The organism is Clostridium sp. AM25-23AC (assembly GCF_003435125.1).
GTDB lineage: Bacteria > Bacillota > Clostridia > Lachnospirales > Lachnospiraceae > Pilosibacter > Pilosibacter fragilis.
In genome coordinates this window covers 19,857-41,943 of record NZ_QWGI01000022.1, presented here as the reverse complement: position 1 = coordinate 41,943, position 22,087 = coordinate 19,857, and the positions used below count along the sequence as shown (strand labels likewise).

Annotated in this window: 23 protein-coding genes; 21 read left to right on the top strand and 2 right to left on the bottom strand. The window is 50.3% G+C overall.

The window, feature by feature from the left end; genetic code table 11:
- The first annotated feature begins 10 nt into the window (after positions 1-10).
- The 8 genes from DW677_RS13190 (at position 11) to DW677_RS13155 (ending at position 4,975) form a co-directional block, all read left to right on the top strand.
- The gene (locus tag DW677_RS13190; RefSeq protein WP_117484412.1) at positions 11-547 is read left to right on the top strand and encodes a stage III sporulation protein AB; all 537 of its coding nucleotides are present in this window, start codon (positions 11-13) and stop codon (positions 545-547) included.
- Between the two features lie 10 nt (positions 548-557).
- On the top strand, positions 558-752 hold the full coding sequence (spoIIIAC, locus tag DW677_RS13185; protein ID WP_015553756.1) for a stage III sporulation protein AC: 195 nt from the start codon (positions 558-560) through the stop codon (positions 750-752).
- Positions 753-766: 14 nt separating this feature from the next.
- Positions 767-1,153, top strand: coding sequence for a SpoIIIAC/SpoIIIAD family protein (locus tag DW677_RS13180; RefSeq protein ID WP_117567557.1), 387 nt, complete (start codon positions 767-769; stop codon positions 1,151-1,153).
- Positions 1,150-2,415 carry a stage III sporulation protein AE gene (locus DW677_RS13175; RefSeq protein WP_117470205.1) on the top strand — a complete coding sequence of 422 codons (1,266 nt, stop codon included), beginning with the start codon at positions 1,150-1,152 and terminating at the stop codon, positions 2,413-2,415. The genes DW677_RS13180 and DW677_RS13175 overlap by 4 nt, the downstream gene beginning before the upstream one ends.
- 73 nt (positions 2,416-2,488) lie before the next feature.
- Positions 2,489-3,001 (top strand): stage III sporulation protein AF, encoded by a 513-nt coding sequence (locus DW677_RS13170; protein WP_117470206.1) that lies wholly within the window; start codon positions 2,489-2,491, stop codon positions 2,999-3,001.
- Entirely contained in the window at positions 2,955-3,584 is a 630-nt protein-coding gene (locus DW677_RS13165; protein ID WP_117503226.1) for a stage III sporulation protein AG, read from the top strand. The genes DW677_RS13170 and DW677_RS13165 overlap by 47 nt, the downstream gene beginning before the upstream one ends.
- 130 nt (positions 3,585-3,714) lie before the next feature.
- Positions 3,715-4,443, top strand: coding sequence for a SpoIIIAH-like family protein (locus tag DW677_RS13160; RefSeq protein ID WP_015553751.1), 729 nt, complete (start codon positions 3,715-3,717; stop codon positions 4,441-4,443).
- A gap of 148 nt (positions 4,444-4,591) precedes the next feature.
- On the top strand, positions 4,592-4,975 hold the full coding sequence (locus tag DW677_RS13155; protein ID WP_117470208.1) for an Asp23/Gls24 family envelope stress response protein: 384 nt from the start codon (positions 4,592-4,594) through the stop codon (positions 4,973-4,975).
- Between the two features lie 63 nt (positions 4,976-5,038).
- Here the strand turns inward: DW677_RS13155 and DW677_RS13150 are convergent, their stop codons facing one another.
- Complete coding sequence (locus DW677_RS13150) at positions 5,039-5,947, bottom strand: hypothetical protein (RefSeq protein WP_117567556.1); 909 nt, start codon at positions 5,945-5,947, stop codon at positions 5,039-5,041.
- 433 nt (positions 5,948-6,380) lie between these two features.
- Between DW677_RS13150 and nusB the strand changes: the two genes are divergently transcribed.
- The 10 genes from nusB to spoIVB all read left to right on the top strand — a co-directional run bounded on the left by nusB (position 6,381) and on the right by spoIVB (position 17,046).
- Positions 6,381-6,836, top strand: coding sequence for a transcription antitermination factor NusB (nusB, locus tag DW677_RS13145; protein ID WP_021905440.1), 456 nt, complete (start codon positions 6,381-6,383; stop codon positions 6,834-6,836).
- 3 nt (positions 6,837-6,839) lie between these two features.
- The gene (xseA, locus tag DW677_RS13140) at positions 6,840-8,108 is read left to right on the top strand and encodes an exodeoxyribonuclease VII large subunit (protein WP_117470210.1); all 1,269 of its coding nucleotides are present in this window, start codon (positions 6,840-6,842) and stop codon (positions 8,106-8,108) included.
- A gap of 113 nt (positions 8,109-8,221) precedes the next feature.
- Complete coding sequence (xseB, locus tag DW677_RS13135) at positions 8,222-8,455, top strand: exodeoxyribonuclease VII small subunit (protein WP_015553747.1); 234 nt, start codon at positions 8,222-8,224, stop codon at positions 8,453-8,455.
- On the top strand, positions 8,439-9,332 hold the full coding sequence (locus DW677_RS13130; protein ID WP_117503209.1) for a polyprenyl synthetase family protein: 894 nt from the start codon (positions 8,439-8,441) through the stop codon (positions 9,330-9,332). Before xseB ends, DW677_RS13130 begins: the two co-directional genes overlap by 17 nt.
- Positions 9,333-9,369: 37 nt before the next feature.
- Positions 9,370-11,241 (top strand): 1-deoxy-D-xylulose-5-phosphate synthase, encoded by a 1,872-nt coding sequence (dxs, locus tag DW677_RS13125; RefSeq protein ID WP_117567555.1) that lies wholly within the window; start codon positions 9,370-9,372, stop codon positions 11,239-11,241.
- A 12-nt stretch (positions 11,242-11,253) separates the two neighbouring features.
- A complete protein-coding gene (locus DW677_RS13120) occupies positions 11,254-12,063 on the top strand; it encodes a TlyA family RNA methyltransferase (protein WP_015553744.1) in 810 nt (269 codons plus the stop codon).
- An 11-nt stretch (positions 12,064-12,074) separates the two neighbouring features.
- The gene (locus tag DW677_RS13115; RefSeq protein WP_117567554.1) at positions 12,075-12,923 is read left to right on the top strand and encodes an NAD(+)/NADH kinase; all 849 of its coding nucleotides are present in this window, start codon (positions 12,075-12,077) and stop codon (positions 12,921-12,923) included.
- Between the two features lie 107 nt (positions 12,924-13,030).
- Positions 13,031-13,483, top strand: coding sequence for an arginine repressor (argR, locus tag DW677_RS13110; RefSeq protein WP_021905435.1), 453 nt, complete (start codon positions 13,031-13,033; stop codon positions 13,481-13,483).
- A gap of 367 nt (positions 13,484-13,850) precedes the next feature.
- A complete protein-coding gene (gene recN, locus DW677_RS13105) occupies positions 13,851-15,542 on the top strand; it encodes a DNA repair protein RecN (RefSeq protein ID WP_117567553.1) in 1,692 nt (563 codons plus the stop codon).
- Between the two features lie 226 nt (positions 15,543-15,768).
- A complete protein-coding gene (spoIVB, locus tag DW677_RS13100; protein WP_117567552.1) occupies positions 15,769-17,046 on the top strand; it encodes a SpoIVB peptidase in 1,278 nt (425 codons plus the stop codon).
- A 122-nt stretch (positions 17,047-17,168) separates the two neighbouring features.
- Here spoIVB and aroD read toward each other — a convergent pair whose 3' ends face one another.
- Positions 17,169-17,924 carry a type I 3-dehydroquinate dehydratase gene (gene aroD, locus DW677_RS13095; protein ID WP_117567551.1) on the bottom strand — a complete coding sequence of 252 codons (756 nt, stop codon included), beginning with the start codon at positions 17,922-17,924 and terminating at the stop codon, positions 17,169-17,171.
- A 531-nt stretch (positions 17,925-18,455) separates the two neighbouring features.
- On the opposite strand from aroD, the gene DW677_RS13090 reads away from it, so the two are divergent.
- From DW677_RS13090 to DW677_RS13080, 3 genes are all read left to right on the top strand, one after another.
- On the top strand, positions 18,456-19,538 hold the full coding sequence (locus DW677_RS13090) for a TAXI family TRAP transporter solute-binding subunit (protein WP_242992173.1): 1,083 nt from the start codon (positions 18,456-18,458) through the stop codon (positions 19,536-19,538).
- Positions 19,519-20,010, top strand: a complete 492-nt coding sequence (locus DW677_RS13085) for a DUF1850 domain-containing protein (RefSeq protein WP_117567550.1) — start codon at positions 19,519-19,521, stop codon at positions 20,008-20,010. The genes DW677_RS13090 and DW677_RS13085 overlap by 20 nt, the downstream gene beginning before the upstream one ends.
- A 63-nt stretch (positions 20,011-20,073) precedes the next feature.
- Complete coding sequence (locus tag DW677_RS13080; protein ID WP_117484399.1) at positions 20,074-22,074, top strand: TRAP transporter permease; 2,001 nt, start codon at positions 20,074-20,076, stop codon at positions 22,072-22,074.
- Positions 22,075-22,087 lie beyond the last annotated feature (13 nt).

Here is a 22,087-nt window from a genome sequence, read left to right as displayed (position 1 = left end):
GGGATGAGACATGAAATATTTAGGACTCTTGTGCATGGCGGCAGCGGCGGTAGCTGGAGGTTTTCTGCTGGCGGGGGAGTGGGAGATGCGGGTAAAGATGCTTGGAATCTTCCGGCAGATGGCGGTCTATCTGAAGGCGCGGATCCTATACTCCAACGAGACGCTGCCGGAGGCGCTAAAGGAGATCGGCAGCCGGTTTTCAGACGGGAATTCCGGGATGGCGGCGGAGGCAGGACTCTTTTTCCTACGGGTGGAAAAGCGGATGGAGGAAGAAGCTGGGAAGGCGTTTGCTGAGATATGGAAGGAAGAGATGGAAAAATTTCCGGACGACCTTCCTTTAAGAAAACAGGATCTTGAAGCACTCCAGGTACTGGGGGAAAATCTCGGTTACGCGGACAAAAAGACCCAGGAGCGGACGATCCTGTTCTATCTGGAACAGGCGGATGACTCCCTGGCGTTCTTAAAGAAGGAGATGGAGAGCCGGACGAAGCTTTACCGGTCTCTCGGAATGGCGGCAGGACTTTTTATTCTGGTACTCTTTGCGTAAGGGGGAGACTATGGGGGTAAATCTGATATTTAAGATCGCGGCGGTGGGGATCCTGGTGTCGGTGATGTGTCAGGTGTTGAAGCACAGCGGGCGCGAGGACCAGGCATTTCTCACGAGTCTCGCAGGATTGATTCTGGTGCTGTTTTGGATCGTGCCGTATATCTATGATCTGTTTGAGACAATTAAAAATCTGTTTTCGCTGTGAAAGGAGGGAGAGTTATGGCGGTAGTTCAGGCGGCACTTCTGGGGCTTACGGCAGTTTTGCTTGCGGCGCAGTTAAAACCGCTGAAGCCAGAGTACGCGGTGTACCTGGTTCTGGCGGCATCCATCGGAGTCGGATTTCTTGGCCTGGCAAGACTGGGTGTGCTTTTGGACACCCTGCGGGAGATAGGAAACGGGATCAGGATCCGGCATGTGTATCTGGCGGCGTTATTCAAGATGGCGGGAATCACATATATCGCAGAGTTCACGTCGGGGATCTGCAAGGATGCCGGATACTCTGCGGTGGGGAACCAGGTGGAGATGGTTGGGAAGCTGGCGATCCTCGCGGTGAGCGCGCCGGTGGTGCTGTCGCTGGTGGAGACATTGAAGGTGTTTATGGAATGAGATGGAAGAGAAATGTATTTCTGATGCTGGGGCTTGTTATGGGGATATTCTGGGGAATCAGACAGAGTGAGGTTACAGCTTTTGCCGCAGAGCAGACCGGTTTCAGACAGAAAACAGGGCGGCAGGCTGGATTGTGGACAATTCCGATGCCAACAGCGGAAACAGTGGATTTCGGGCAGAGAGCGGAACCGCAGCAGGATGATGAGATAGCAGATATTGACGTTACAGAAATCCAGGAGTATTTAGACCAGATCGGCGGTGATGATACAGCGGGACTTACATTCCGGGACTTGATGGACATGATCCGGAAAGGTGATGCGGAGAACGTCTTCTTATATGGAAAGGATAGGATCGTCTCCGCACTGTTCTCGGAGATCCGGACAAACACCTCGTTTTTAGCGGAAATCCTGATCTTGTCCCTGTGCGGGGCGGCATGTTCCGGCTTTTTCGGAATTTTCGGTTCCAGCCAGCTGTCGGAGACGGGGGCCTACGTGATCTGTATCTGCGTGCAGACATTCCTGGCGGCGAGCTTTTTTGCCAGTATTCGCATCGCAGAGGAGACCACAGGGGATATCTTAGGGTTCATGAAGGTTCTGCTCCCGGCATATTTCCTTGCAGTGACTATGGCGGGTGGGGCGGTGACATCGGCATCGGTCTGCGGATTCACGCTGGGGGCCATTGGCGTGATCCAGGCGGTGGTTTCGGGATTCCTTTTGCCGATCATGAAGCTCTACATGGTGCTCTCCCTGGTGGGAAATCTGTTCCGGGAAGAAATGTTCTCGGTGATGACGGAGTTCCTGGGAAAAGTCGTGGGGTGGACCGTGAAGACCATGTTCGGTATCGTTGTGGGATTTCACCTGATCCAGGGGCTGGTTCTGCCCCAGGCGGATGCCATGAAAAACGCGGCGGTCGTGCGGACCATCGAGGCGGTTCCGGGAATCGGCGCAGGGGCTGGGGCAATGTCAAATCTTCTGATGGGATCGGCGGTTCTCATAAAGAACACGGCGGGTGCCGCGGCGGTGGCGGTCCTGATCTTTCTGGCGTCGGTACCTATGGTGAAGCTGGCGGTGCTCATGGCGCTCTACTATCTGGCAGCGGCTGTGATGCAGCCTGTATGTGATAAGCGGCTGGCTGCATGTATGGCGCAGAATGCCGTGGGGCATGGGATGTTACTCGAAATCGTCGGGTATTCGCTGGCGTTGTTTGCGGTGACCATCGCAGTGATCAGTTATTCTACGAATGCGGTGTACTATGCGGGATGAGTTATTGTCACACTGCATATTATCAAGGTGGCTGTGCAAAATGTGAACAGCAGCGGAGAAGTGGAGGAGCGGCATGAAAGCGATTGAAAACTGGGTAAAAGACATCGTTTTTTACATGATCTTCGTGACCATGGTCATGAATCTTCTGCCGGATCCGAAATACGAAAAGTACTTGCGGCTGTTTGCCGGGGCGGTTATGATCCTGCTGGCTTTTGGGCCGCTTGCACGGATCACGGGGATGGAGACAGCGATAGCGGGCATGTTTGAGAAGATCATCTTTGAGGACGATGTGCGGACGCTGAAGGAGGAACTTGGAGCCGTGGATGAGAGGCGGATCGCAGGATTTTATGAGCGGTACCGGGCGGCGGTGGAGTCTGATATCCGGACTATGGCAGAGAGTGATGGTCTGGAATGCGTGAGCGTATCGGCCCGGGTGGCGGATGCCGGGAATCTCAGCCATGTGAAGTTAGTGGTCCGGGGAGAGCAGAATCAGGCAGGAGCGGAGATCGCTTCGGTCAGAAGGAAGATAGGAGCTTATTATGGAGTGGAAGAACGGGACATTGAGGTCGATGTTGAAAGGGAATAAGGAGAAGGTGATTTTTCTATTCTGTTCCGGGCTGCTGCTGTTTGTGATCTCACTGCCGAATGGGAAGACAACGGATTCCGGATTGAGAGCTGGAACGGTGGAGGTGGTTGCGGATGTCAGCGGGGACGATGAGAGCACTGCGTTGGAAGATGCCGGGGAGGAAGCTGCAGCGAAGGAGGAGAGTGGTTCTTACGAGGAGAAGTTGGAGCAGCGGATCCGGGAACTATTAAAGAGTGTGGATGGCGTCGGGGAGGCGGATGTGATGGTGGTGTTGAAATCTTCGGAGGAGAGGATCTGGCATGTGGATAAGAGCAGCACGTCCTCAGTGACGGAGGAGAGTGGGAGCAGCTCCGGGAGTTCACGGGTCATAAGGGAGGAGAACCAGTCAGAGAGCACGGTGCTTGACGGGAAGAGCCAGTCACCGGTGATGGAGAAGGAAGTGAAACCGGAGATCTCCGGTGTAGTCATCAGCGCGGACGGCGGCGGAAGTGCGGTGATCCGGGCGGAGATCTCGGAGGCGATGGAGGCGCTTTTAGGACTTCCGGCGAATAAGATCAAGGTGATGAAGCGGGCGGTGAAATAAAGGCAGTGGATTGCAGAGTATCGGCAAAAATGGGTTCTGTTTTTTACAGAGGAGAGAATTACAGCGGTATATTTCAAGCCTGGAATCATAGAATGGAAGTATGAAAGTATGGGAAAGAAGGAGTTTTGCGATGAAACGGATCTTCAGAAGAAATCAGATCATTATCACGACGCTGGCGGTCATGATCGCGGCAGCGGGATACCTGAATTACTCGTCGAAGAAGGAAGTGGCGGGGGCAGAGGTGTACGAGGCGGGGATGATGGATATTTCCGATTCGGACATTCTGGCGGAGAATCAGGCGAAGAATGGGGTGGATGATGGAAAGCTCAAGGAAATTGCGAGTCTTGACGGGGATGGAGAGGAACTTCTGCCCGATGGAAATGAGGTGGCGGCGATGCCTGAGAGTGCGGAATCTGCTGGTGCAGAAGTTTCCGGGCAGGAGACAGCGGCTGCGGGAATCGAGAATCCGGGCGAGGCGGTGCTCACCGGCGGAACAGGGATCTCCGAGTACATAGCTGGCGTCCAACTTGGCAGGGAGCAGATCCGGGCAAAGAATAAGGAAACTCTGATGCAGATCATCAACAGTGACCAGATCTCGGAGGAGGAGAAGCAGACGGCGATCCAGAACCTCATCGGGATGACGGAGATCTCGGAAAAGGAGAACGCGGCGGAGACGCTTTTAAAGGCAAAAGGCTTTGTGGACCCGGTGGTCAGCATCACGGACGGGAAGGTGGACGTCGTGGTGAACGCGGCATCGCTCTCGGATCAAGAGCGGGCGCAGATCGAGGATATCGTGAAGAGGAAGACGGAGATCGGGGCGGACGGGATCGTGATCACGCTGCTGGATGTGGATGAGTGATAAGGACGATGGTGCCGGAATATTGGCGTAAAGTGGTATGGTTCCCGGTATCTCTGGCGGCAGGCGCAAAGTGTGATAAAAAGAACTATGCAAAGAGAGGAGAAAATGGTATAATAACTGTATCTTTGATATACAGGAGGTAATTGTTGTGGCAGCGGAAACAGAGAGAAGCAGTCATAAGGTTTATGAAAAGGACAAAATTGGAGAAGTCCAGATTGCGGATGAAGTCGTGGCAATTATTGCCGGCCTGGCAGCAACTGAGGTTGACGGAGTGGATTCCATGGCGGGAAATATTACGAACGAGCTGGTTGGAAAGCTTGGAATGAAGAACCTTTCCAAAGGCGTTAAGGTGGAAGTTACGGAGGAGCATGTAAGCGTGAATATGGCTCTGAATCTGAAATATGGATATAGTATTCCGGACGTCTGCGAGAAGGTGCAGGAGAAGGTTAAGAACGCGATCGAGAACATGACGGGGCTTACGGTGCTTGATGTGAATATTAAGATTGCCGGGGTCAGCCTGGAAGAAAAGTAAAGATTGTGACTGCGTAAGGGCAGGATTCCCGGGAAACCTGGAGTCCTGCCCTTTTTGGCGAACTTATTTTATCTCGATTGTGTAGTTATAGCTGTAGGTATGGACGTAAAGTGTATTATCCTGGTATACGAGGAGATCAGGCTGTTTTTTTAGGGTCAGTCGGGAGAGAACCTCGCCGGTGTGGAGATCGAGCTGATAGAGGTAGTCGTCCTCGGAGGTGAAGCCGTATCCGCAGATGATCACATTGTTTTTTACGATAAAGTTCATGGAATTACAGGTCTGGTCAGCGCTTCTCCAGAGGAGTTTGTTATTTTCCAGATCATAGGCGAACATGAAACAGGTATCCGGCTGGGCGTAGCCGTTTGTCACGCTGGCTCCGTAGAAGATTCCGTCCCTCAGACAGGCATTATTTCCGTTGATGTACCATTTGTCGGTGGGATAGGTTAAGACATACAGGCAGTTTCCGGTACCGTTCTCAAAAATATAAAGCTCTTCGCCGGACCAGAGGTACTGGTAGTTGTCATCATAAAAGCTGTTCCAGTCGGTGCCGATCATTGGGAGGGATAATCCTTTCCTGTCGTACCATTCGTTTGCAAAATCGATACCGTTTTCTTCTTCGGATACGATTTTTAAATCAAAAGGAGCGGCGGCATCACCGGTGGGATGTGTCTCCCTGGCTGTGGACAGGTCGATGGTAATGTATTTTGTCTCAGAAGCCGTATTTTCGGTGTCAGTATTGGCAGCAGGGCTGGTTTCTGTTTTCATATCGGTTTCAGAGCTTTCTTCTGCCACTGTTTTCGTGTCAGATTCAGAGGTGCTTTCTGACTCTGTTTCCACTGCCGTTTTTAATTCGACTTCGGAAGTATGTACGGCTGTTTCTGTGGGGACTTCCTTCGAAATATTATTTTTATTGCCGCATCCGGTTAATAGCATGCACAGGATGATGAGCGGAAGGTATTTTACTTTGTTCATTGTATTATTTTCCTTTCTGAGGTAAGTTTGGAATTCTGAAGGGATCAGAAAGAGTATACCATACCACAAGGATAAAAGAAACATCTCTCACATAAGGACTTGTGAAAATATACATTTTCATGTATAATCGTAACTGTTCAGTAGGTCTGCGCACTTGCTGCGCTGACCGTAAGAAAACATAGGCTGGAAGGCAAAAATCCCATCAGCGAAGCTGATCTGGAATGGATTTTTGCACGTAACTATGAAGGTACTGAATAGTTACGTATAATCCTAAATTAGGAGTACTCTGTTCTGCGCTCACATCTGCAGAAGCTGCAAAAGGCAGCTTTTTCGGAAGCATGGCTGCAAAAGAGCAGTTCAGAGATTGATAATCAGAGCAGCACGGACTGACGGAAAAGCCCGTCGGCCCGTTCAGATAAACGGAGGTAGAAAAGTGACCAGAAGGGAAGCCAGAGAACATTGTTTTAAAATGCTGTTCTGCCAGGATTTTTACCCGGCAGAGGAGAAGGAAGAGCAGTTAGAGAGATATTTTGAAGCGCCGAAGGAGGATGTGACCGGCGAAGACGGAAAAGATGAGATCCTTCATGATCCGTTTGAGAAAGAAGAGGATCGCGCATATCTCGAAAAACGCGTCGAGAAGATCATGGAACTGATCCCGGAGATCGATGAAAAGATCAACGAGATCGCGGAAGGCTGGAGAACAAGACGTATGGGTAAAGTTGAGCTTACGATTTTACGTCTTGCAGTGTTCGAGATGAAATATGATGAGGAGATCCCGGAGAAGGTTGCCATCAACGAAGCGGTTGAACTCGCAAAGAAATTCGGCGGAGATGAAGCTCCGGCATTTGTAAACGGTATCCTTGCAAAACTGATCCAGAAAGGCAATTAAACGATGGCAGGTGTTTACTCTGTTGCACAGGTAAATTCATACATCAAAAATATGTTTGCACAGGACTTCCTTCTTCGCCGCCTGTCGGTGAAGGGGGAAGTTTCCAACTGTAAGTATCACAGTTCCGGACATATCTATTTCACGCTGAAAGACGGCGGCGGAACACTTCAGGCTGTCATGTTTGCAAGCCAGCGCCGCGGCCTCAACTTTAAGCTTGCCGAGGGACAGCAGGTTGTTGTAAAAGGAACTGTGGATGTCTACGAGCGGGACGGAAAATACCAGCTCTACGCGTCAGAAATCGAACTTTCCGGGCGCGGAGACCTGTATCTGAGATTTGAAAAACTCTTAAAAGAGCTGGAAGAGATGGGGATGTTTGACCCGCAGTATAAGCGGCCGATCCCGCGGTTCGCAAAGACCGTGGGAATCGTCACAGCGCCCACGGGAGCTGCGATCCGGGATATCATGAATATCTCCCACAGACGGAATCCATATGTCCAGCTGATCCTCTACCCGGCCCTGGTTCAGGGAGACGGCGCAAAGGACAGCATCGTAAAAGGAATCCGGACGCTTGATGCGATGGGACTGGATGTCCTGATTGTCGGGCGCGGCGGCGGTTCGATCGAAGACCTTTGGGCCTTCAACGAGGAGGAAGTCGCCAGAGCGATCTTCGCATGCAATACGCCGGTGATCTCCGCAGTCGGTCACGAGACCGATGTGACGATCGCGGATTACGCGGCAGATCTTCGGGCACCGACTCCGTCAGCGGCGGCAGAGCTTGCGGTATTTGATTATTTCCAGTTCCGGATGGATCTGAATGCGAGAAAACAGCGCCTGATGAAGGAGATGGGTACAAGTCTTGAGCGGGCTAAAAGCAGGTTAAAGCATGATGAGCTGACATTGCGGTTTTATGACCCGAAGAGCCAGCTGAATGAGAAGAAAAAACGGCTGGCGGACGCGGAAGATACACTTTTACGTCTGATCGCAGAGCGGCAGCAGGAGACGAGACGTGATCTGCAGAATGCGGAGACACTGCTCAGAAGATCCATGGCGGACCGGCTTGCGGCTGATAAGAGAAATCTTGCGGTGAAGAGTGAACGTCTGTGGGGACTGTCCCCGTTAAAGAAGATCAGCGGCGGATTCGGATTTATCACGGACGGGGATGGCAAACGTCTGGAGACTGTGGAACAGGCGGAAGCCGGAAAACGGATCACGGTCCGGGTGAAGGACGGTCGAATCGGGGCTGTTGTAGATCATGTTGAGAAGTATCGGTAGGAATCCACCACAGAATATTATCTATCGCACCAATTTTCACGAATAATTAAACAATAATTCAAGTAGGAAAATAGAACGATACGGCAGGATATGCTGCCACAGTGAGGAATCATATGGATGACGAGACAAGAAAACAGATGAATGTCGAGGAGACATTTGCGGCTCTCGACCGGATCATCGGAAAGCTGGAAAAGGGAGACGGATCTCTGGAGGACGCTTTCGCTGATTATGAAGAGGGCATGAAGCTTGTAAAGAGCTGTAACGAAAAAATTGAGACGATTGAAAAAAAGATCCTTGTTTTGAGTGGAGATCAAACGGAGGAAAAGGAAAATGGCGGACAATTTTAAGGAAAGGTTCAGTCAGGCGGTCAAGGAGACTGAGACAGTCGTATATTCATATTTGCCGGAGGAGACCGGACACCAGAGGACGATCTTTGAGGCAATGAATTACAGTGTAAAAGCAGGTGGAAAGCGCTTAAGACCGCTTCTCATGCGGGAAGTGTACCGTCTGTTCGGCGGAAACGGTCCGGAGATCGAGCCGTTCATGGCGGCCATGGAGATGATCCACACCTCGTCCCTGATCCATGACGATCTGCCGTGCATGGATAACGACGAATACCGCCGCGGAAAACTCACCACCTGGAAAGCCTACGGCTATGACATGGCAGTACTGGCGGGTGACGCGCTGATGATCTACGCGTTCGAGACTGCGTCAAAGGCCTTTTCCATGGGCGCTGATCCGGCAAAAGTCGGCCGCGCCATCGGGATCCTCGCAGAAAAGACCGGAATCTATGGCATGATCGGCGGACAGACCGTCGATGTGGAGCTCACCGGAAAGGCGGTTCCGAGAGAAAAACTTGATTTCATCTACCGGTTAAAGACTGGTGCTCTCCTCGAGGCCTCCATGATGATCGGTGCAGTCCTTGCGGGCGCGACCGTGGAAGAGATCAAAGAGGTGGAAACGATGGCCTCCGAGGTCGGTCTCGCGTTCCAGATTCAGGACGATATCCTCGATGTGACGAGCACTCAGGAAGAGCTTGGAAAGCCGGTTCTGAGCGATGAAAAGAACGAAAAGACCACTTATGTGACCTTAGAAGGCCTTGAAAAGGCAAAACGGGATGTAAAGGAAATTTCTGACCGGGCAGCAGGAAGACTTGCGGGGCTGCCGGGAAAAAATGAATTTCTGTACAATATTATTGAAATGCTCGTGAATAGGAGAAACTAATCACTATATAAAATATGTAAGGGAGTAGTCTGGAAACATGCTGCTTGATCATATAAAACAGTCTTCGGACATCAAAAAACTGAAAGAAGACCAGTATCCGGAGCTTGCGCGGGAGATCCGCCAGTTCCTGATCGAAAAAATAAGTAAAACAGGCGGCCATCTCGCTTCAAACCTTGGGGTTGTGGAACTTACGATGGCCCTGCATCTGGCGTTCGACCTTCCGAAGGATAAAATCGTCTGGGACGTGGGCCATCAGGCCTACACCCACAAGCTTTTAAGCGGAAGAAAAGCTGGTTTTGATGACCTGCGCCAGTTTGGCGGAATGAGCGGATTCCCGAAGAGAAAGGAAAGCCCTTACGATGCCTTCGACACAGGACACAGCTCCACCTCCATCTCTGCGGGTCTTGGTCTCGCCCAGGCGAGAGAGATCACAGAGGAAGATTATTCGGTGGTCTCGGTCATCGGAGACGGTGCCCTGACCGGCGGAATGGCATATGAGGCATTGAACAACGCGGCCCAGATCAGAAAAAATTTTATTATTGTTCTGAATGACAATGAGATGTCCATTTCCAGGAACGTGGGCGGAATGTCGAAATATCTCAGCAGTGTCCGCACAAAAGAAGGATATGCGGAGCTAAAGCTCCGAGTGGAACGGACACTTTCCGCGATCCCTGTGATTGGAAGACCGCTGGCATACGGTCTGTACCAGTTAAAGAACGGGATCAAACAGTTCCTTGTTCCGGGAATGTTATTTGAGGACATGGGGATCACGTATCTGGGGCCTGTGGACGGCCATAACGTTCAGGAAATGATCCGTGTATTTAAGGAAGCGAAGCGCGTCCAGCATGCGGTCTTAGTTCATGTTATCACGAAAAAGGGAAAAGGCTACAAGCCGGCGGAAGAAAATCCGGCGCGATTCCACGGTGTGGAACCATTCGATATCAAGACCGGAAATCCTTTAAAGAAAAAGGAGTTTCCGAGCTACACGGATGTATTCTCAGAGAAGATCTGCGAACTCGCCGGAAAGAATAAAAGAATCGTGGCTCTGACGGCAGCCATGCCGGATGGAACGGGACTCACGAAGTTTGCGAAGGAATTCCCAAAACGGTTCTTTGATGTGGGAATCGCGGAGGCCCATGAGGTGACATCGGCGGCAGGCATGGCGGCAGCGGGACTAAAGCCTGTAGTTGCGGTATATTCTTCCTTTTTACAGCGTGGCTATGACCAGGTGCTTCACGACGTCTGTATTCAGGATCTTCCGGTCCTGTTTGCCATCGACCGGGCAGGTCTTGTGGGAAGCGACGGGGAGACGCATCAGGGAATTTTTGATATTTCCTTCTTAAGTCTTGTGCCAGGAATGAACATCATGGCACCGAAAAACTGCTGGGAGCTTCAGGACATGCTGGAGTTCGGCGTGAATTTTGATGCGCCCCTTGCCATCCGTTATCCGAGAGGACAGGCGTACCGCGGACTGGAAGAATTCCGCGCTCCTGTCGAATATGGAAAGGCGGAGATGCTCTACGAGGAGTCAGAGATCGCACTTTTTGCCCTCGGCAGCATGGTGAGCACCGGCGAACATGTCCGGGAAAAATTAAAGGAAAAAGGACAGCCCTGTACCTTAGTGAACGCGAGATTTGTAAAGCCGCTCGATACGGATATGATCGATCGTCTCTGCAAGACGCATAAACTGATCGTCACCATGGAAGAGAATGTTCTCCGCGGCGGCATGGGCATGTATGTCACAAAATATATCCATGAAAAACACCCGGAGATCCGCGTGATCCAGATCGCGCTTCCGGATGCCTATGTAGAACATGGAAATGTTTCCGTGCTCAGGGAGATGCTTGGAATCAACAGCGATTCCGTGATCAGACGCATTGAGACGGAATTTTTAAACGAGAAGAGATAAGGAGCAAAGCCAATGAAAGAACGGTTGGATGTTCTGCTGGTAAAGAGAAATCTGGCGGAGTCCAGAGAGAAGGCGAAGGCGGTCATCATGTCCGGCATCGTCTATGTGGATGGACAGAAGGAAGACAAGGCGGGATCCATGTTCGACGAGACAGCGAACGTGGAGGTGCGCGGAACCACATTAAAATATGTGAGCCGCGGCGGCCTGAAACTGGAGAAGGCCATGACACATTTCGGCGTGACATTAGAGGGAAAGATCTGTATGGACGTTGGAGCGTCCACGGGCGGATTTACGGACTGCATGCTTCAGAACGGGGCAGTGAAGGTTTATTCTGTGGATGTGGGGCATGGACAGCTGGCGTGGAAGCTCAGAAATGATGAGCGCGTGGTCTGCATGGAAAAGACAAATATCCGTTATGTGACTCCGGAGGAGATCCCGGACAGGATCCAGTTTGTATCCATTGACGTCTCCTTTATTTCTTTGACGAAGGTCCTGGGGCCGGTGAAGGCGCTCATGGAGCCGGACGGAGAGGTCGTATGCTTAATTAAGCCGCAGTTTGAGGCAGGGCGTGAGAAGGTCGGAAAGAAGGGCGTTGTCCGCGAAAAATCCGTCCATCTTGAGGTCATTGAGATGGTCGCCTCCTTTGCGGGCAGCATCGGTTTTGAGGCGTTGCACCTGGAATTCTCCCCGATCAAGGGGCCGGAGGGAAATATCGAATATCTGCTCCATTTGAGAAACTGCACGGATGGAAGTACATTTGCGAACGACACCATCGGCGCTTCCGAGATCGTTGAAAAGGCACACGAGACACTGGATAAATAAGGCATAATTTTATGAAGAAATTTTACATCGTTGCAAATCCTGACAAAGAGAATACGAAGAATATGCAGGCGGCTATTGAAAAGTACCTGAAGGCTCACGGTGCGGGAGTTTCCGTGGGGAAAAGCGTGTCCGGACATGGAAATCCGTACACGGATCCGGAGGAGGTACCTGCGGATACCGAATGTGTCATCACGCTGGGCGGGGACGGAACCCTGATCCAGGCGGCAAGGGATCTTGCAGGGAGAAAACTTCCGATGATCGGTATCAATCTCGGCGGCCTCGGCTATCTTACCCAGACCGGCCGGGAAGGCGATGTAAAGGAGCTTCTGGATGCGCTTTTGGAGGACTGCTATGAACTTCAGGAACGCATGATGTTGAAGGGCTGTGTTTACCGGAACGCAAGGCCGGTGAAAGAGAGCATTGCGCTCAATGATATCGTCCTGACAAGGGACGGAGATCCACGGGTATTAAAGCTAAAGCTTTACGTGGACGGACAGTTCCTAAATGAATTCAGCGCTGACGGTATGATCGTTGCGACTCCTACGGGATCCACAGCGTACAATCTGTCGGCGGGGGGACCGATTGCCCAGCCGGACGGACAGCTGATGATCCTTACACCGATCTGCCCGCATACGCTGACGTCGAGAACGATCGTTTTCGGAGCGGATAGCCGGATCAGGATCGAGATCCCGGCAACAAACCGGGGCAGTCAGGTGGCGGCTTTTGACGGCGACACGTTAGTGCGGCTGGAAAATGGGGATTATATTGAGATCACAAAGGCAGAGACGGTGACAAGAGTTGTGAAGCTTGATCACCGGTCATTCCTTGATATTTTAAAGATGAAGATGTACGACGCGTGAATTTACAGCGGAATAGCGCTGCAGGACACGCAGGGCGGTGTGCGGATCACTTCAAAAGAAGTGAACTGGACACTGATACAGGACGAGATCAGAAAGGGGCAGCAGACATGAAGGTTGACAGACACAGTAAGATCGTGGAGCTGATCGGAAAATATCAGATCGAGACGCAGGAGGAGCTTGCGGAGTATCTGAAAAAGGCCGGATATCATGTGACACAGGCGACAGTATCGAGGGATATCCGTGAACTGAAGCTCACGAAAGCTCCTGGAAAAAATGGCCGCCAGTGCTATGCAGTCATGCAGCATCAGAAAGATTTTGGCGAGAAATATATCCGTATTTTCAGGGACTGCTATGTGTCCATGGACATGGCACAGAATATTCTTGTGATCAAGACGGTTTCCGGTATGGCGATGGCAGTCGCTGAGGCACTGGATGTGATCGGTTTTCATGAGATCGTCGGCTGTGTGGCCGGAGACAATACGATCATGTGCGCGGTGCGGACCGTGGATGACACGATCATTCTGATGGATAAGCTGAAGAAGATCATTGAAGGAAAGTAACTGTTCAGTAGGTCTGCGCATTTACTGCGCTGACCGTAAGAAAACTTAGAATAGAAGGCAAAAATCCTATCGGCACAGCCGATTTGGGATGGATTTTTGCGCGTAACTGTTTACTGAACAGTTACGAAGGAAAATAGGCTTTGGACCTTTTGGTTTAAGGCAGAATATTGCAGAAATATTGAGCCCTGCAGAGCAGAAACGGGATAATTACCTGGTTTTGCTGTGCAGGGATTTTTTTAGGAAACAGAACGGAAAAAAGAGAACAACTGTTCGAAAAACACTGGACAATCGAACATATGTGTGCTATACTCGTTTTACCAAATCGAACAAATGTTTTATTTTCATAGAGGGAAAGCGAGGGAACAGGATGCTTGTTGGTTTACATGTTAAAAATCTTGCTCTGATTGAGCAGGCTGACGTGGAGTTTGGAAACGGTTTAAATATCCTGACCGGTGAGACCGGAGCCGGAAAGTCGATTATCATTGGCTCTGTTGCCCTGGCGCTGGGCGCGAAAGCGTCAAGGGATATGATCAGATGTGGGGAAGAGTATGCGTATATTGAGCTTATTTTTTCGGTTGATGACGAGAAAAAACGGGAAGAATTAAAGAAAACGGATGTGTATCCGGATGAAGATGGTCTTTTGATCATCTCAAAAAAGATCACCCAGACGAGAAGCATCAGCCGGATCAATGACGAGACAGTGACGACGGCGCGCTTAAAAGCCGTGACCGGAAAGCTTCTCGATATCCATGGACAGCATGAACACCAGTCATTGCTTCATAAACAGAAGCATCTGGAGATCCTTGATGAATATTCCTGGAGAGAGACGGGAAGCTTAAAAAGAAATGTGGCAGAGAGTTACCGGAGATATCTGGAATTAAAGGGAAAGCTTGACGGATTCTCTTTGGATGAGGAAAGCCGGAAGCGGGAACTTGATTTCGTGAGATTCGAGATCGATGAGATTGAGGATTCTGCATTAAAACCGGGCGAAGAGGAAGAACTTGCGGCGAAATTCCGTAAATTTTCCCATAGTCAAAAAATTATGGAAAGCTTACAGGGAGCTTATCAGGCGGTAGATGGGGACGCGATCGGGCGTGCGTACCGTGAGATGGAAAGTGTGGCATCCTACGATGAAAGGCTGTCCGGGATCGCTGCGGGTCTTTCTGACGCGGAAAGTATTTTATCGGATATCTGCAGGTCGATCTCGGACTATATGGATGAGATGGAGTTTTCAGGGGAAGATTTTAAAAAGACGGAAGAACGTCTGGATCTTGTCCGTGGAATTATGGCAAAATACGGAAACAGCGAGGAAGCTGTCTTAAAGAGTCTGGAAGAAAAGAAAAAACGGCTTGAGGAACTGGAAAACTATGAGGAGCTGGCGTTTACCGCAAAAGCCGAGTTTGAGGAGCAGAAGCGGGTTCTGGGACTTCTCTGCGGACGGCTCTCGAAGGAGAGAGAAAAAGCAGCAAAGATTCTGGAGAACCGGATCACGGAGGAGCTTGAGGACCTGAACTTCCTTCATGTGGAATTTCGGGTAGATGTACACCGGACCGATCACTTTACGGCAGCCGGCTCCGACGAGGTAGAATTTTTGATCTCTACAAATCCGGGAAGTATTCCGCCAAGGCCGCTGGGGGAAGTTGCTTCCGGCGGTGAGCTTTCAAGAATTATGCTGGCGATCAAGACGGTCCTTGCGGACACGGACGATATTCCAACTCTGATCTTCGATGAGATCGATACCGGTATCAGTGGACGGACTGCCCAGAAGGTATCGGAGCGCCTGTCCTATATCGGAAAAAAGCATCAGGTACTCTGTATTACCCACCTTCCACAGATTGCGGCAATGGCGGATACGCACTTTGAAATAAAAAAATCTGTGGAGAATGGTGTGACTGCGACGAAAATCAGAAAACTAACAGAGAAGGATGAGGTGGATGAACTCGCAAGACTCTTAGGCGGAGCTGAGATTACGGAAAAAGTACGGGAAAATGCCGCGGAGATGAAACGTCTGGCAGAGGAGACAAAGAATCACAGAGCTGTACTTCAAACAGCGGGATGAATCGGCAGAATGAGAAAAAACTGACAGGGTGAAAATAAGAAAGCATCACATAATAGGAGAGGAGCAAAAAAGCTGCCTCTCCTTTTTTTATAACGGTTTCTGTGACGGATGGGAATGACTGTCTGATAAAGTGGAAACGATAAAAGGGAAGCGGCAGCTTCGGAAAACTGCAGTGCAGGCGCGACAGCGGCGTTGCAGATAAAGAATGAATAAAGGAGGAGCTGCCATGATGAAAAAAGAATCGTTTCGACGGATCCTGATCTGGATATTCTGGATTTCTCTCGTCTTCACAATCGGATTTTCCTGGGTCTATATCCGGTATGCAGTGCCGGATCGGCTGAATCTGGTGGTCAATGAGGAAGAAGTCTTTCATTTCGCTCTTCCTCCCGGAGTGACCTTTGAGAGTGACAGCGAGGAGGTTGTCCTGAAGAATGCTTCAGAAATCCCGCAAGGAATGATCCGGATCGAACGCCCGGATTCAGTCTCTATGTATGGGAAAAATGAGGGAAGCTACCGGGTTGGAATGAAGTTCCTGGGACTTATCCGGATGAAAGACATTCAGGTGGAGGTAGTGGATGGATCTTATGCGATCCCCTGTGGAATGCCGGTGGGAATCTATTTAAAATCAAAGGGCGTTATGGTGATTGGGACGGGGCAGGTCACAAATGATACGGGAAACGTTGTGGAACCTGCTTATGGGCTTTTAAAGTCCGGAGACTATATCCAGACGGTGGACGGAGAAGATCTGGAAGATAAAAATGATCTGGTGGACGCGGTGAGCGCGTCAGACGGAAAGACGCTGGCGCTCGGAATCCGGCGTGATGGTCGCAGGATTGAGGTCGATATGACACCGGTTCTTGCGGAAGACGGAAGCTATAAGCTTGGTGCCTGGGTCAGGGATGATACTCAGGGAATCGGAACCATGACTTATGTGGATATGAACGGAAATTTTGGTGCTCTTGGGCATGGAATCAGTGACAGTGATACCGGGGAACTGGTGGATATTGAAGGTGGGGAACTCTACGAGACCCAGATCCTCGGGATCGAAAAAGGCCAGACCGGAAAGCCGGGAGTCATGTCAGGAGTGATCTATTACGGAAAAGGAACAAAACTGGGGGAAGTGAAGGAGAATACGGCAGAGGGAATCTACGGAACCGTAAACAACCATTTTCTGGATTCAATAAAAACCGATGCGATTCCCGTCGGCTTCCGACAGGATACTCACAAGGGAACTGCGTACATCCGAAGCAATGTGTCCGGGGAAGTAAAAGATTATGAGATCGAAATTCAGAAGGTGGATTACGGCAGCATTCAGAAAAATAAAGGCCTGGTTCTCCGTGTTGTAGATGAGGAACTTTTAAATTTGACAAGCGGCATTGTTCAAGGTATGAGCGGTTCACCAATTATCCAGGACGGAAAACTTATCGGGGCTGTGACCCATGTGTTTATCAACGATCCGACGAGGGGGTATGGGATCTTTGCGGAGAATATGATCTCGCATTAAACGGTAACAATTTATGGTAAAGGTATTTAGAGCTTATAGGGATTTAACAGAAAGTGAGCAGAGGGGAGCTGGACACAGGGGGGTATCGTTGTGAAGGAGCTCATATCCGTGTGAACAGTCATTTATTCCAGCGTTTGCAGGAACGTGCTTAACAGGTTCGCCGGAATCTGTCCCGGCGCAGATGCCTTTCCTGCGGTTCCGAAGGTCACGCAGGAGCCGACGAGCTGACCGCAGATACGGCTGATGACGCCGGTGGGGCTCATGGACATGGTGATCACCGGGGTATCACTGTGCTCCTCCTTCATGGTCAACGTTGCGTCAAGCAGTGTCAGGACATCCCGCTCACACTGCGGCATCACCGCGAATTTCACGATATCAGCGCCCAGGGACTGCATCAGGCAGAGATTGCTTATGATGATGTTCTTATCCGGCGTTGCGGTAAAGTCGTGGCGGGAAGCGACGACCTTTACACCGACCCGGTGGGCTGCCGCAACGATCGTTTTCATCGTCTCTTCCCCGCGGGAGAGTTCCACGTCCACGAGGTCGATGAGACCGCTGTCGATCACGGCGAGGATCGTCTTTGTGTAGGTCTCCGTATCGATCTCCATCATTCCGCCTTCCACGCTGGTACGGATCGTGAAGAGCACTGGAATATTTCCTAAAGCATTTCGGAATAAGGTCATTGCCTTGATCCGGACTTCGGGATCTTCCATACCGGTGTAGAAGTCCGCACGCCATTCGATCAGGTCAAACGGAGTATTCCTGATCAGGTTTACAGATTTTTTCAGGTCATCGAGATTTGTATCGGTAACCGGAATGCAGATCTTCGGCATTCCGTCTCCCAATTTTACATTTCTTACTTTTACAATTGCTCCCATAAGTGGTTACTCCCCTGTTTCTATATGATTGATGTAATATCCGGTCATGCGTTATATAACGCACATCTCGCAGAAAGAATGCCGGTGCTTTGCATTCCAAATCGGCAAAGCCTGCGAAGCGTGATCAGCTATGTCCATAGTATAAAGACAGGAGAGAAAAAAGTCAACACTTACGCGCGTTAAAGTTTAAAAATTTAAAGTAATACATTAACAGGAACGATCAATTCCCGCCGATCAAGCAAACTCATCGATCAATCGCAAAGGCGTGCAAAGAATTGTTAAAATAATATCATATAGATTTACAGGAAAACGGTCTTATTCCTGCATTTCACACATCAGTTTTTACCATTCATACACGATTTTGTGCAGTTTGCACGAACCCCATTGAATCGAAATTACGTTTACGTTAAAATTTAGACATGAAATGTGAAATATTTATAAAGAATATGAAGCATTTAAAAAGTGGGTATGTAATGATCCGGGTGGGACCGGACAATTACGGGTAAACAAAAAGAAGGAGAGGTAAACAGTATGAGATTAGTGAAAAGAATCACAGCAGCAGCTATGGCACTCACAATGACAGCAGCTCTTGCAGGATGCGGCAGCAGTTCCGGCAGTAAATCTACAACAGCAGCGGCTGACACAACGGCGGCAGCCGTAACAGAGAAAGCGGCGGATGGCTCCGGCGCAGAGGCAGGCAGCACGTCCGTGAACGTTGACAGAGGTTCTGAGTTTGTCACAGTCGCAACCGGTCCTACGAGTGGTATCTACTACCCGATCGGCGGCGCATTCGCAACCGCATTAGGAAACGCAGGATATAAGACATCCGCACAGGCAACCGGCGCTTCCGTTGAGAACATCAACCTGATCTTAAACGGTGAGGCAGAGCTTGCGATCGCAATGCAGGACTCCGTCGTACAGGCGTATGAGGGCTTTGGTGCGTTTGAGAAGGCAGAGCCGGATCTGAGAGCCATGATGAGACTCTGGCCGAACTATGTACAGCTTGTAACCGTGGCAAGCACAGGCATCAAGAGCGTTGAGGACTTAAAGGGCAAGAGAGTCGGTATCGGTGCTCCGAACTCCGGTGTTGAGTTAAATGCGAGAATGATCTATGAAGCATACGGCATGACATATGAGGATAGTGATGTTGACTACTTATCCTACGGCGAAGCGATCGACCAGATGAAGAACGGCCAGTGCGACGCGGCATTCGTTACCTCCGGTCTTCCGAACGCAACCGTCAGCGAGCTGGCATTCAGCTATGATATGGTGATCGTTCCGATCGACGGCGAAGGCAGAGATAACCTGATCGAGAAGTATCCGTTCTTCTCCGCAAGCACGATCCCGGCCAATACATACAACAACAAAGAGGACGTGGAGAGCGTATTCGTTTACAATATCATGCTTGTAAATAAGGACGTATCCGATGACATGGTCTACGATATGCTTGACTGTATCTTCTCTGACGATGGAATCGCTACCATCAAGGCATCCCACAACACAGCAGACAAGAACATCGATGTTTCCTTCGGTGTTGACGATGTAAAGATCCCGCTTCATGACGGTGCTGCGAAGTGGTGGCAGGATCACGGTTATGAGACTCCTGAGAACTAAATTAAAAATCCTGATTCCGGTTCTTCTGGTAATCACAGCAATCTCTGCTGCCGTGTTCGCACGGCAGCAGAAAAAAATTCTGGTGATCGAAGAGCTTGAAACCGGAAATGTTTACCGGGAGATTCCGGTAAAGACCGGTGACGAGCTTTCCTTCCAGTGGGAACATTCCTTTGAGCATATTCCATGGTACGAGTATTACGAGATACAGAAAGACGGAAGCTTCATTCTCCACACCATCGCGGTCGCGGGCTTCGGTGCCGGAATTCCGGCAGAGATGGACTGCAAATACCGCTACGAAGACGGACTCGTCTACATGGATGAGATCGAAAGCGTCTTTCCGCAGTTCAACTGGATCAATTCCCAGACAGCCCTGAAGAACATCAAGGTGAATGGCGAGCTCCTGATTCAGGGCTCTGACATGCCGCATCACGTAAAAATGGTGCTGAGGATCCGGAATGGTTTCGAAAAATAAGAAAAGGAAACTGCTGAAGCAACATCGACAACAGCTCTGACAACGAAGGGAAGGGAAATCTGTATGAGCGAAAAAGAGAAAAACATCATCCCCAGTACAGCGGAAGCAGAGATGAGCGAGGAAGAAAAACAGAAACTCCTCGAGCAGTTTGATAAAGAGAGCAAGACGAGAAAGTTCGGATCCCCGGTATTAAAGAAAGCTTACCGGGTATTCGCGATCATCGTTACCTTATATCATCTGGTTTTCGCATCCGGTCTTTACATGCCGGAAACATTAAAGCATCGTTCCATCCATGTCGGCATGATCCTGATTCTTGCCTTCATGCTTTATCCGGCTACGAAAAAAGCGAGCCGCAAAGTGATCGCGTGGTATGATTATGTATTTATCGCATTGTCAGCCGCAGTTCCGATCTATATGTGCGTAGATTATGTAAACATCATCAACCGTGCCGGAAAGCCGGACATGATGGATGTCGTGATCGGTACACTCTTAACCCTGGTCGTTCTTGAGGCAACGAGACGTGTCTGCGGCATGGCTCTCCCGATCATCTCCATTATCTTTATGATCTACAGCTTAATGGGGACAAAGCAGGGACTCATCCCGATCGATGTCCCGGGCATTTTCCTCCACAGAGGATACACATGGCAGAAGTTAATGAGCCACTTCTTCTCGAACACGGAAGGTATTTACGGATCGTCAGTCAATGTCGCGTCCACCTACATCTTCCTCTTCATCGCCTTCGGTGAAGTCATGAACAAGTGTGGTATGGGTCAGTTCTTCAACGACTTCGCGAACGCCATCGCGGGCGGCACAAAGGGCGGTCCGGCAAAGGTAGCAGTCGTTGCTTCCGGTCTTCTCGGAATGATCAACGGTGCAGCCGTAGCCGTCGTTGTTACGACCGGTTCCTTCACGATCCCGCTTATGAAAAAATCCGGCTATGACGACGAGTTCGCAGGTGCCGTTGTTGCGACCGGTTCTGTCGGCGGACAGCTGATGCCGCCGGTTATGGGTGCTGCCGCATTTATCATGGCAGATACTCTTGGCATGAAGTACAACGAACTTCTTTTATCCGCGATCATCCCGGCAGTTATCTACTACATGGGCATCCTGTTCCAGATCCAGATGAGGGCTGAGAAGATGGGAATGCAGGGAACCCCGAAGGATCAGCTTCCGAAGATGTCCCAGGTCATGAAGGAGTACGGTCATCTGGCACTCCCGATCATCTTCCTCGTTTACATGCTGTTCTTCTCCGGAAAGACGGTTATCATGGCTGCGTTCTATACGATCGTATTCACGATCATCGTGGCGCAGTGCAGAAAAAATACGAGAATGACCTTCCAGGATATTCTTGATGCGATGGTAGCGAGCGCGAAGTCTACCGTATCCGTAGCGATCGCCTGCGCCTGCGTTGGTATTATCGTTGGTTCCTGCTCGATCACAGGTTTCGCCCTGAATATGGCAAATACCATCATCAGCATCGGAGGAAAGAGCCTGATGTTCACATTGGTATTCACAATGATCACCTGCATGATCTTAGGTATGGGTCTTCCGAGTATCCCGTCCTATATCATTACCTCCACGATCGCAGCTCCGGCTCTGGTACAGCTTGGTATCCCGGCCCTGGTTGCCCACATGTTCTGTTTCTACTTCGCAATGTTCGCAAACCTGACACCGCCGGTTGCCCTTGCAGCCTTTGCGGCAGCAGGTATCGCAGGCGGAAGTCCGATGAAGACAGGATGGGCATCCGTAAAGCTTGCACTTGCAGGATTCATTCTTCCGTACATGTTTGTATACAATACAGACCTTCTGCTGCTTGATACTCCGCTTGCAAAAGCGATTCAGGTTGCAGTAACTGCTGCAGTTGGTGTATTCTTAATCAGTACAGCAGTCGAAGGTTACCTGTTCACAAAGGTCAACATCGTATTGAGAATTGCCAGCCTCATTGGCGCTTATCTCCTGATCGACAGCGGTCTTGTGACAGATATCGCTGGTATCGTGATCTGCGCAGTTGTATTCGTATTCCAGAAAGCAGCTGCAAAGAAGAGTGCACCGGCGGCAGCGTAGACCTTCATAGATA

What these genes read in the sequence shown, in the direction of transcription:
- DW677_RS13190 (WP_117484412.1), top strand. Translation starts at nt 11, where the DNA reads ATGAAATATTTAGGACTCTTGTGCATGGCGGCAGCGGCGGTAGCTGGA.
- spoIIIAC (WP_015553756.1), top strand. Translation starts at nt 558, where the DNA reads ATGGGGGTAAATCTGATATTTAAGATCGCGGCGGTGGGGATCCTGGTG.
- DW677_RS13180 (WP_117567557.1), top strand. Translation starts at nt 767, where the DNA reads ATGGCGGTAGTTCAGGCGGCACTTCTGGGGCTTACGGCAGTTTTGCTT.
- DW677_RS13175 (WP_117470205.1), top strand. Translation starts at nt 1,150, where the DNA reads ATGAGATGGAAGAGAAATGTATTTCTGATGCTGGGGCTTGTTATGGGG.
- DW677_RS13170 (WP_117470206.1), top strand. Translation starts at nt 2,489, where the DNA reads ATGAAAGCGATTGAAAACTGGGTAAAAGACATCGTTTTTTACATGATC.
- DW677_RS13165 (WP_117503226.1), top strand. Translation starts at nt 2,955, where the DNA reads ATGGAGTGGAAGAACGGGACATTGAGGTCGATGTTGAAAGGGAATAAG.
- DW677_RS13160 (WP_015553751.1), top strand. Translation starts at nt 3,715, where the DNA reads ATGAAACGGATCTTCAGAAGAAATCAGATCATTATCACGACGCTGGCG.
- DW677_RS13150 (WP_117567556.1), bottom strand. Translation starts at nt 5,947, where the DNA reads ATGAACAAAGTAAAATACCTTCCGCTCATCATCCTGTGCATGCTATTA.
- xseA (WP_117470210.1), top strand. Translation starts at nt 6,840, where the DNA reads ATGGCAGGTGTTTACTCTGTTGCACAGGTAAATTCATACATCAAAAAT.
- xseB (WP_015553747.1), top strand. Translation starts at nt 8,222, where the DNA reads ATGGATGACGAGACAAGAAAACAGATGAATGTCGAGGAGACATTTGCG.
- DW677_RS13130 (WP_117503209.1), top strand. Translation starts at nt 8,439, where the DNA reads ATGGCGGACAATTTTAAGGAAAGGTTCAGTCAGGCGGTCAAGGAGACT.
- dxs (WP_117567555.1), top strand. Translation starts at nt 9,370, where the DNA reads ATGCTGCTTGATCATATAAAACAGTCTTCGGACATCAAAAAACTGAAA.
- DW677_RS13120 (WP_015553744.1), top strand. Translation starts at nt 11,254, where the DNA reads ATGAAAGAACGGTTGGATGTTCTGCTGGTAAAGAGAAATCTGGCGGAG.
- DW677_RS13115 (WP_117567554.1), top strand. Translation starts at nt 12,075, where the DNA reads ATGAAGAAATTTTACATCGTTGCAAATCCTGACAAAGAGAATACGAAG.
- argR (WP_021905435.1), top strand. Translation starts at nt 13,031, where the DNA reads ATGAAGGTTGACAGACACAGTAAGATCGTGGAGCTGATCGGAAAATAT.
- recN (WP_117567553.1), top strand. Translation starts at nt 13,851, where the DNA reads ATGCTTGTTGGTTTACATGTTAAAAATCTTGCTCTGATTGAGCAGGCT.
- spoIVB (WP_117567552.1), top strand. Translation starts at nt 15,769, where the DNA reads ATGATGAAAAAAGAATCGTTTCGACGGATCCTGATCTGGATATTCTGG.
- aroD (WP_117567551.1), bottom strand. Translation starts at nt 17,924, where the DNA reads ATGGGAGCAATTGTAAAAGTAAGAAATGTAAAATTGGGAGACGGAATG.
- DW677_RS13090 (WP_242992173.1), top strand. Translation starts at nt 18,456, where the DNA reads ATGAGATTAGTGAAAAGAATCACAGCAGCAGCTATGGCACTCACAATG.
- DW677_RS13085 (WP_117567550.1), top strand. Translation starts at nt 19,519, where the DNA reads ATGAGACTCCTGAGAACTAAATTAAAAATCCTGATTCCGGTTCTTCTG.
- DW677_RS13080 (WP_117484399.1), top strand. Translation starts at nt 20,074, where the DNA reads ATGAGCGAAAAAGAGAAAAACATCATCCCCAGTACAGCGGAAGCAGAG.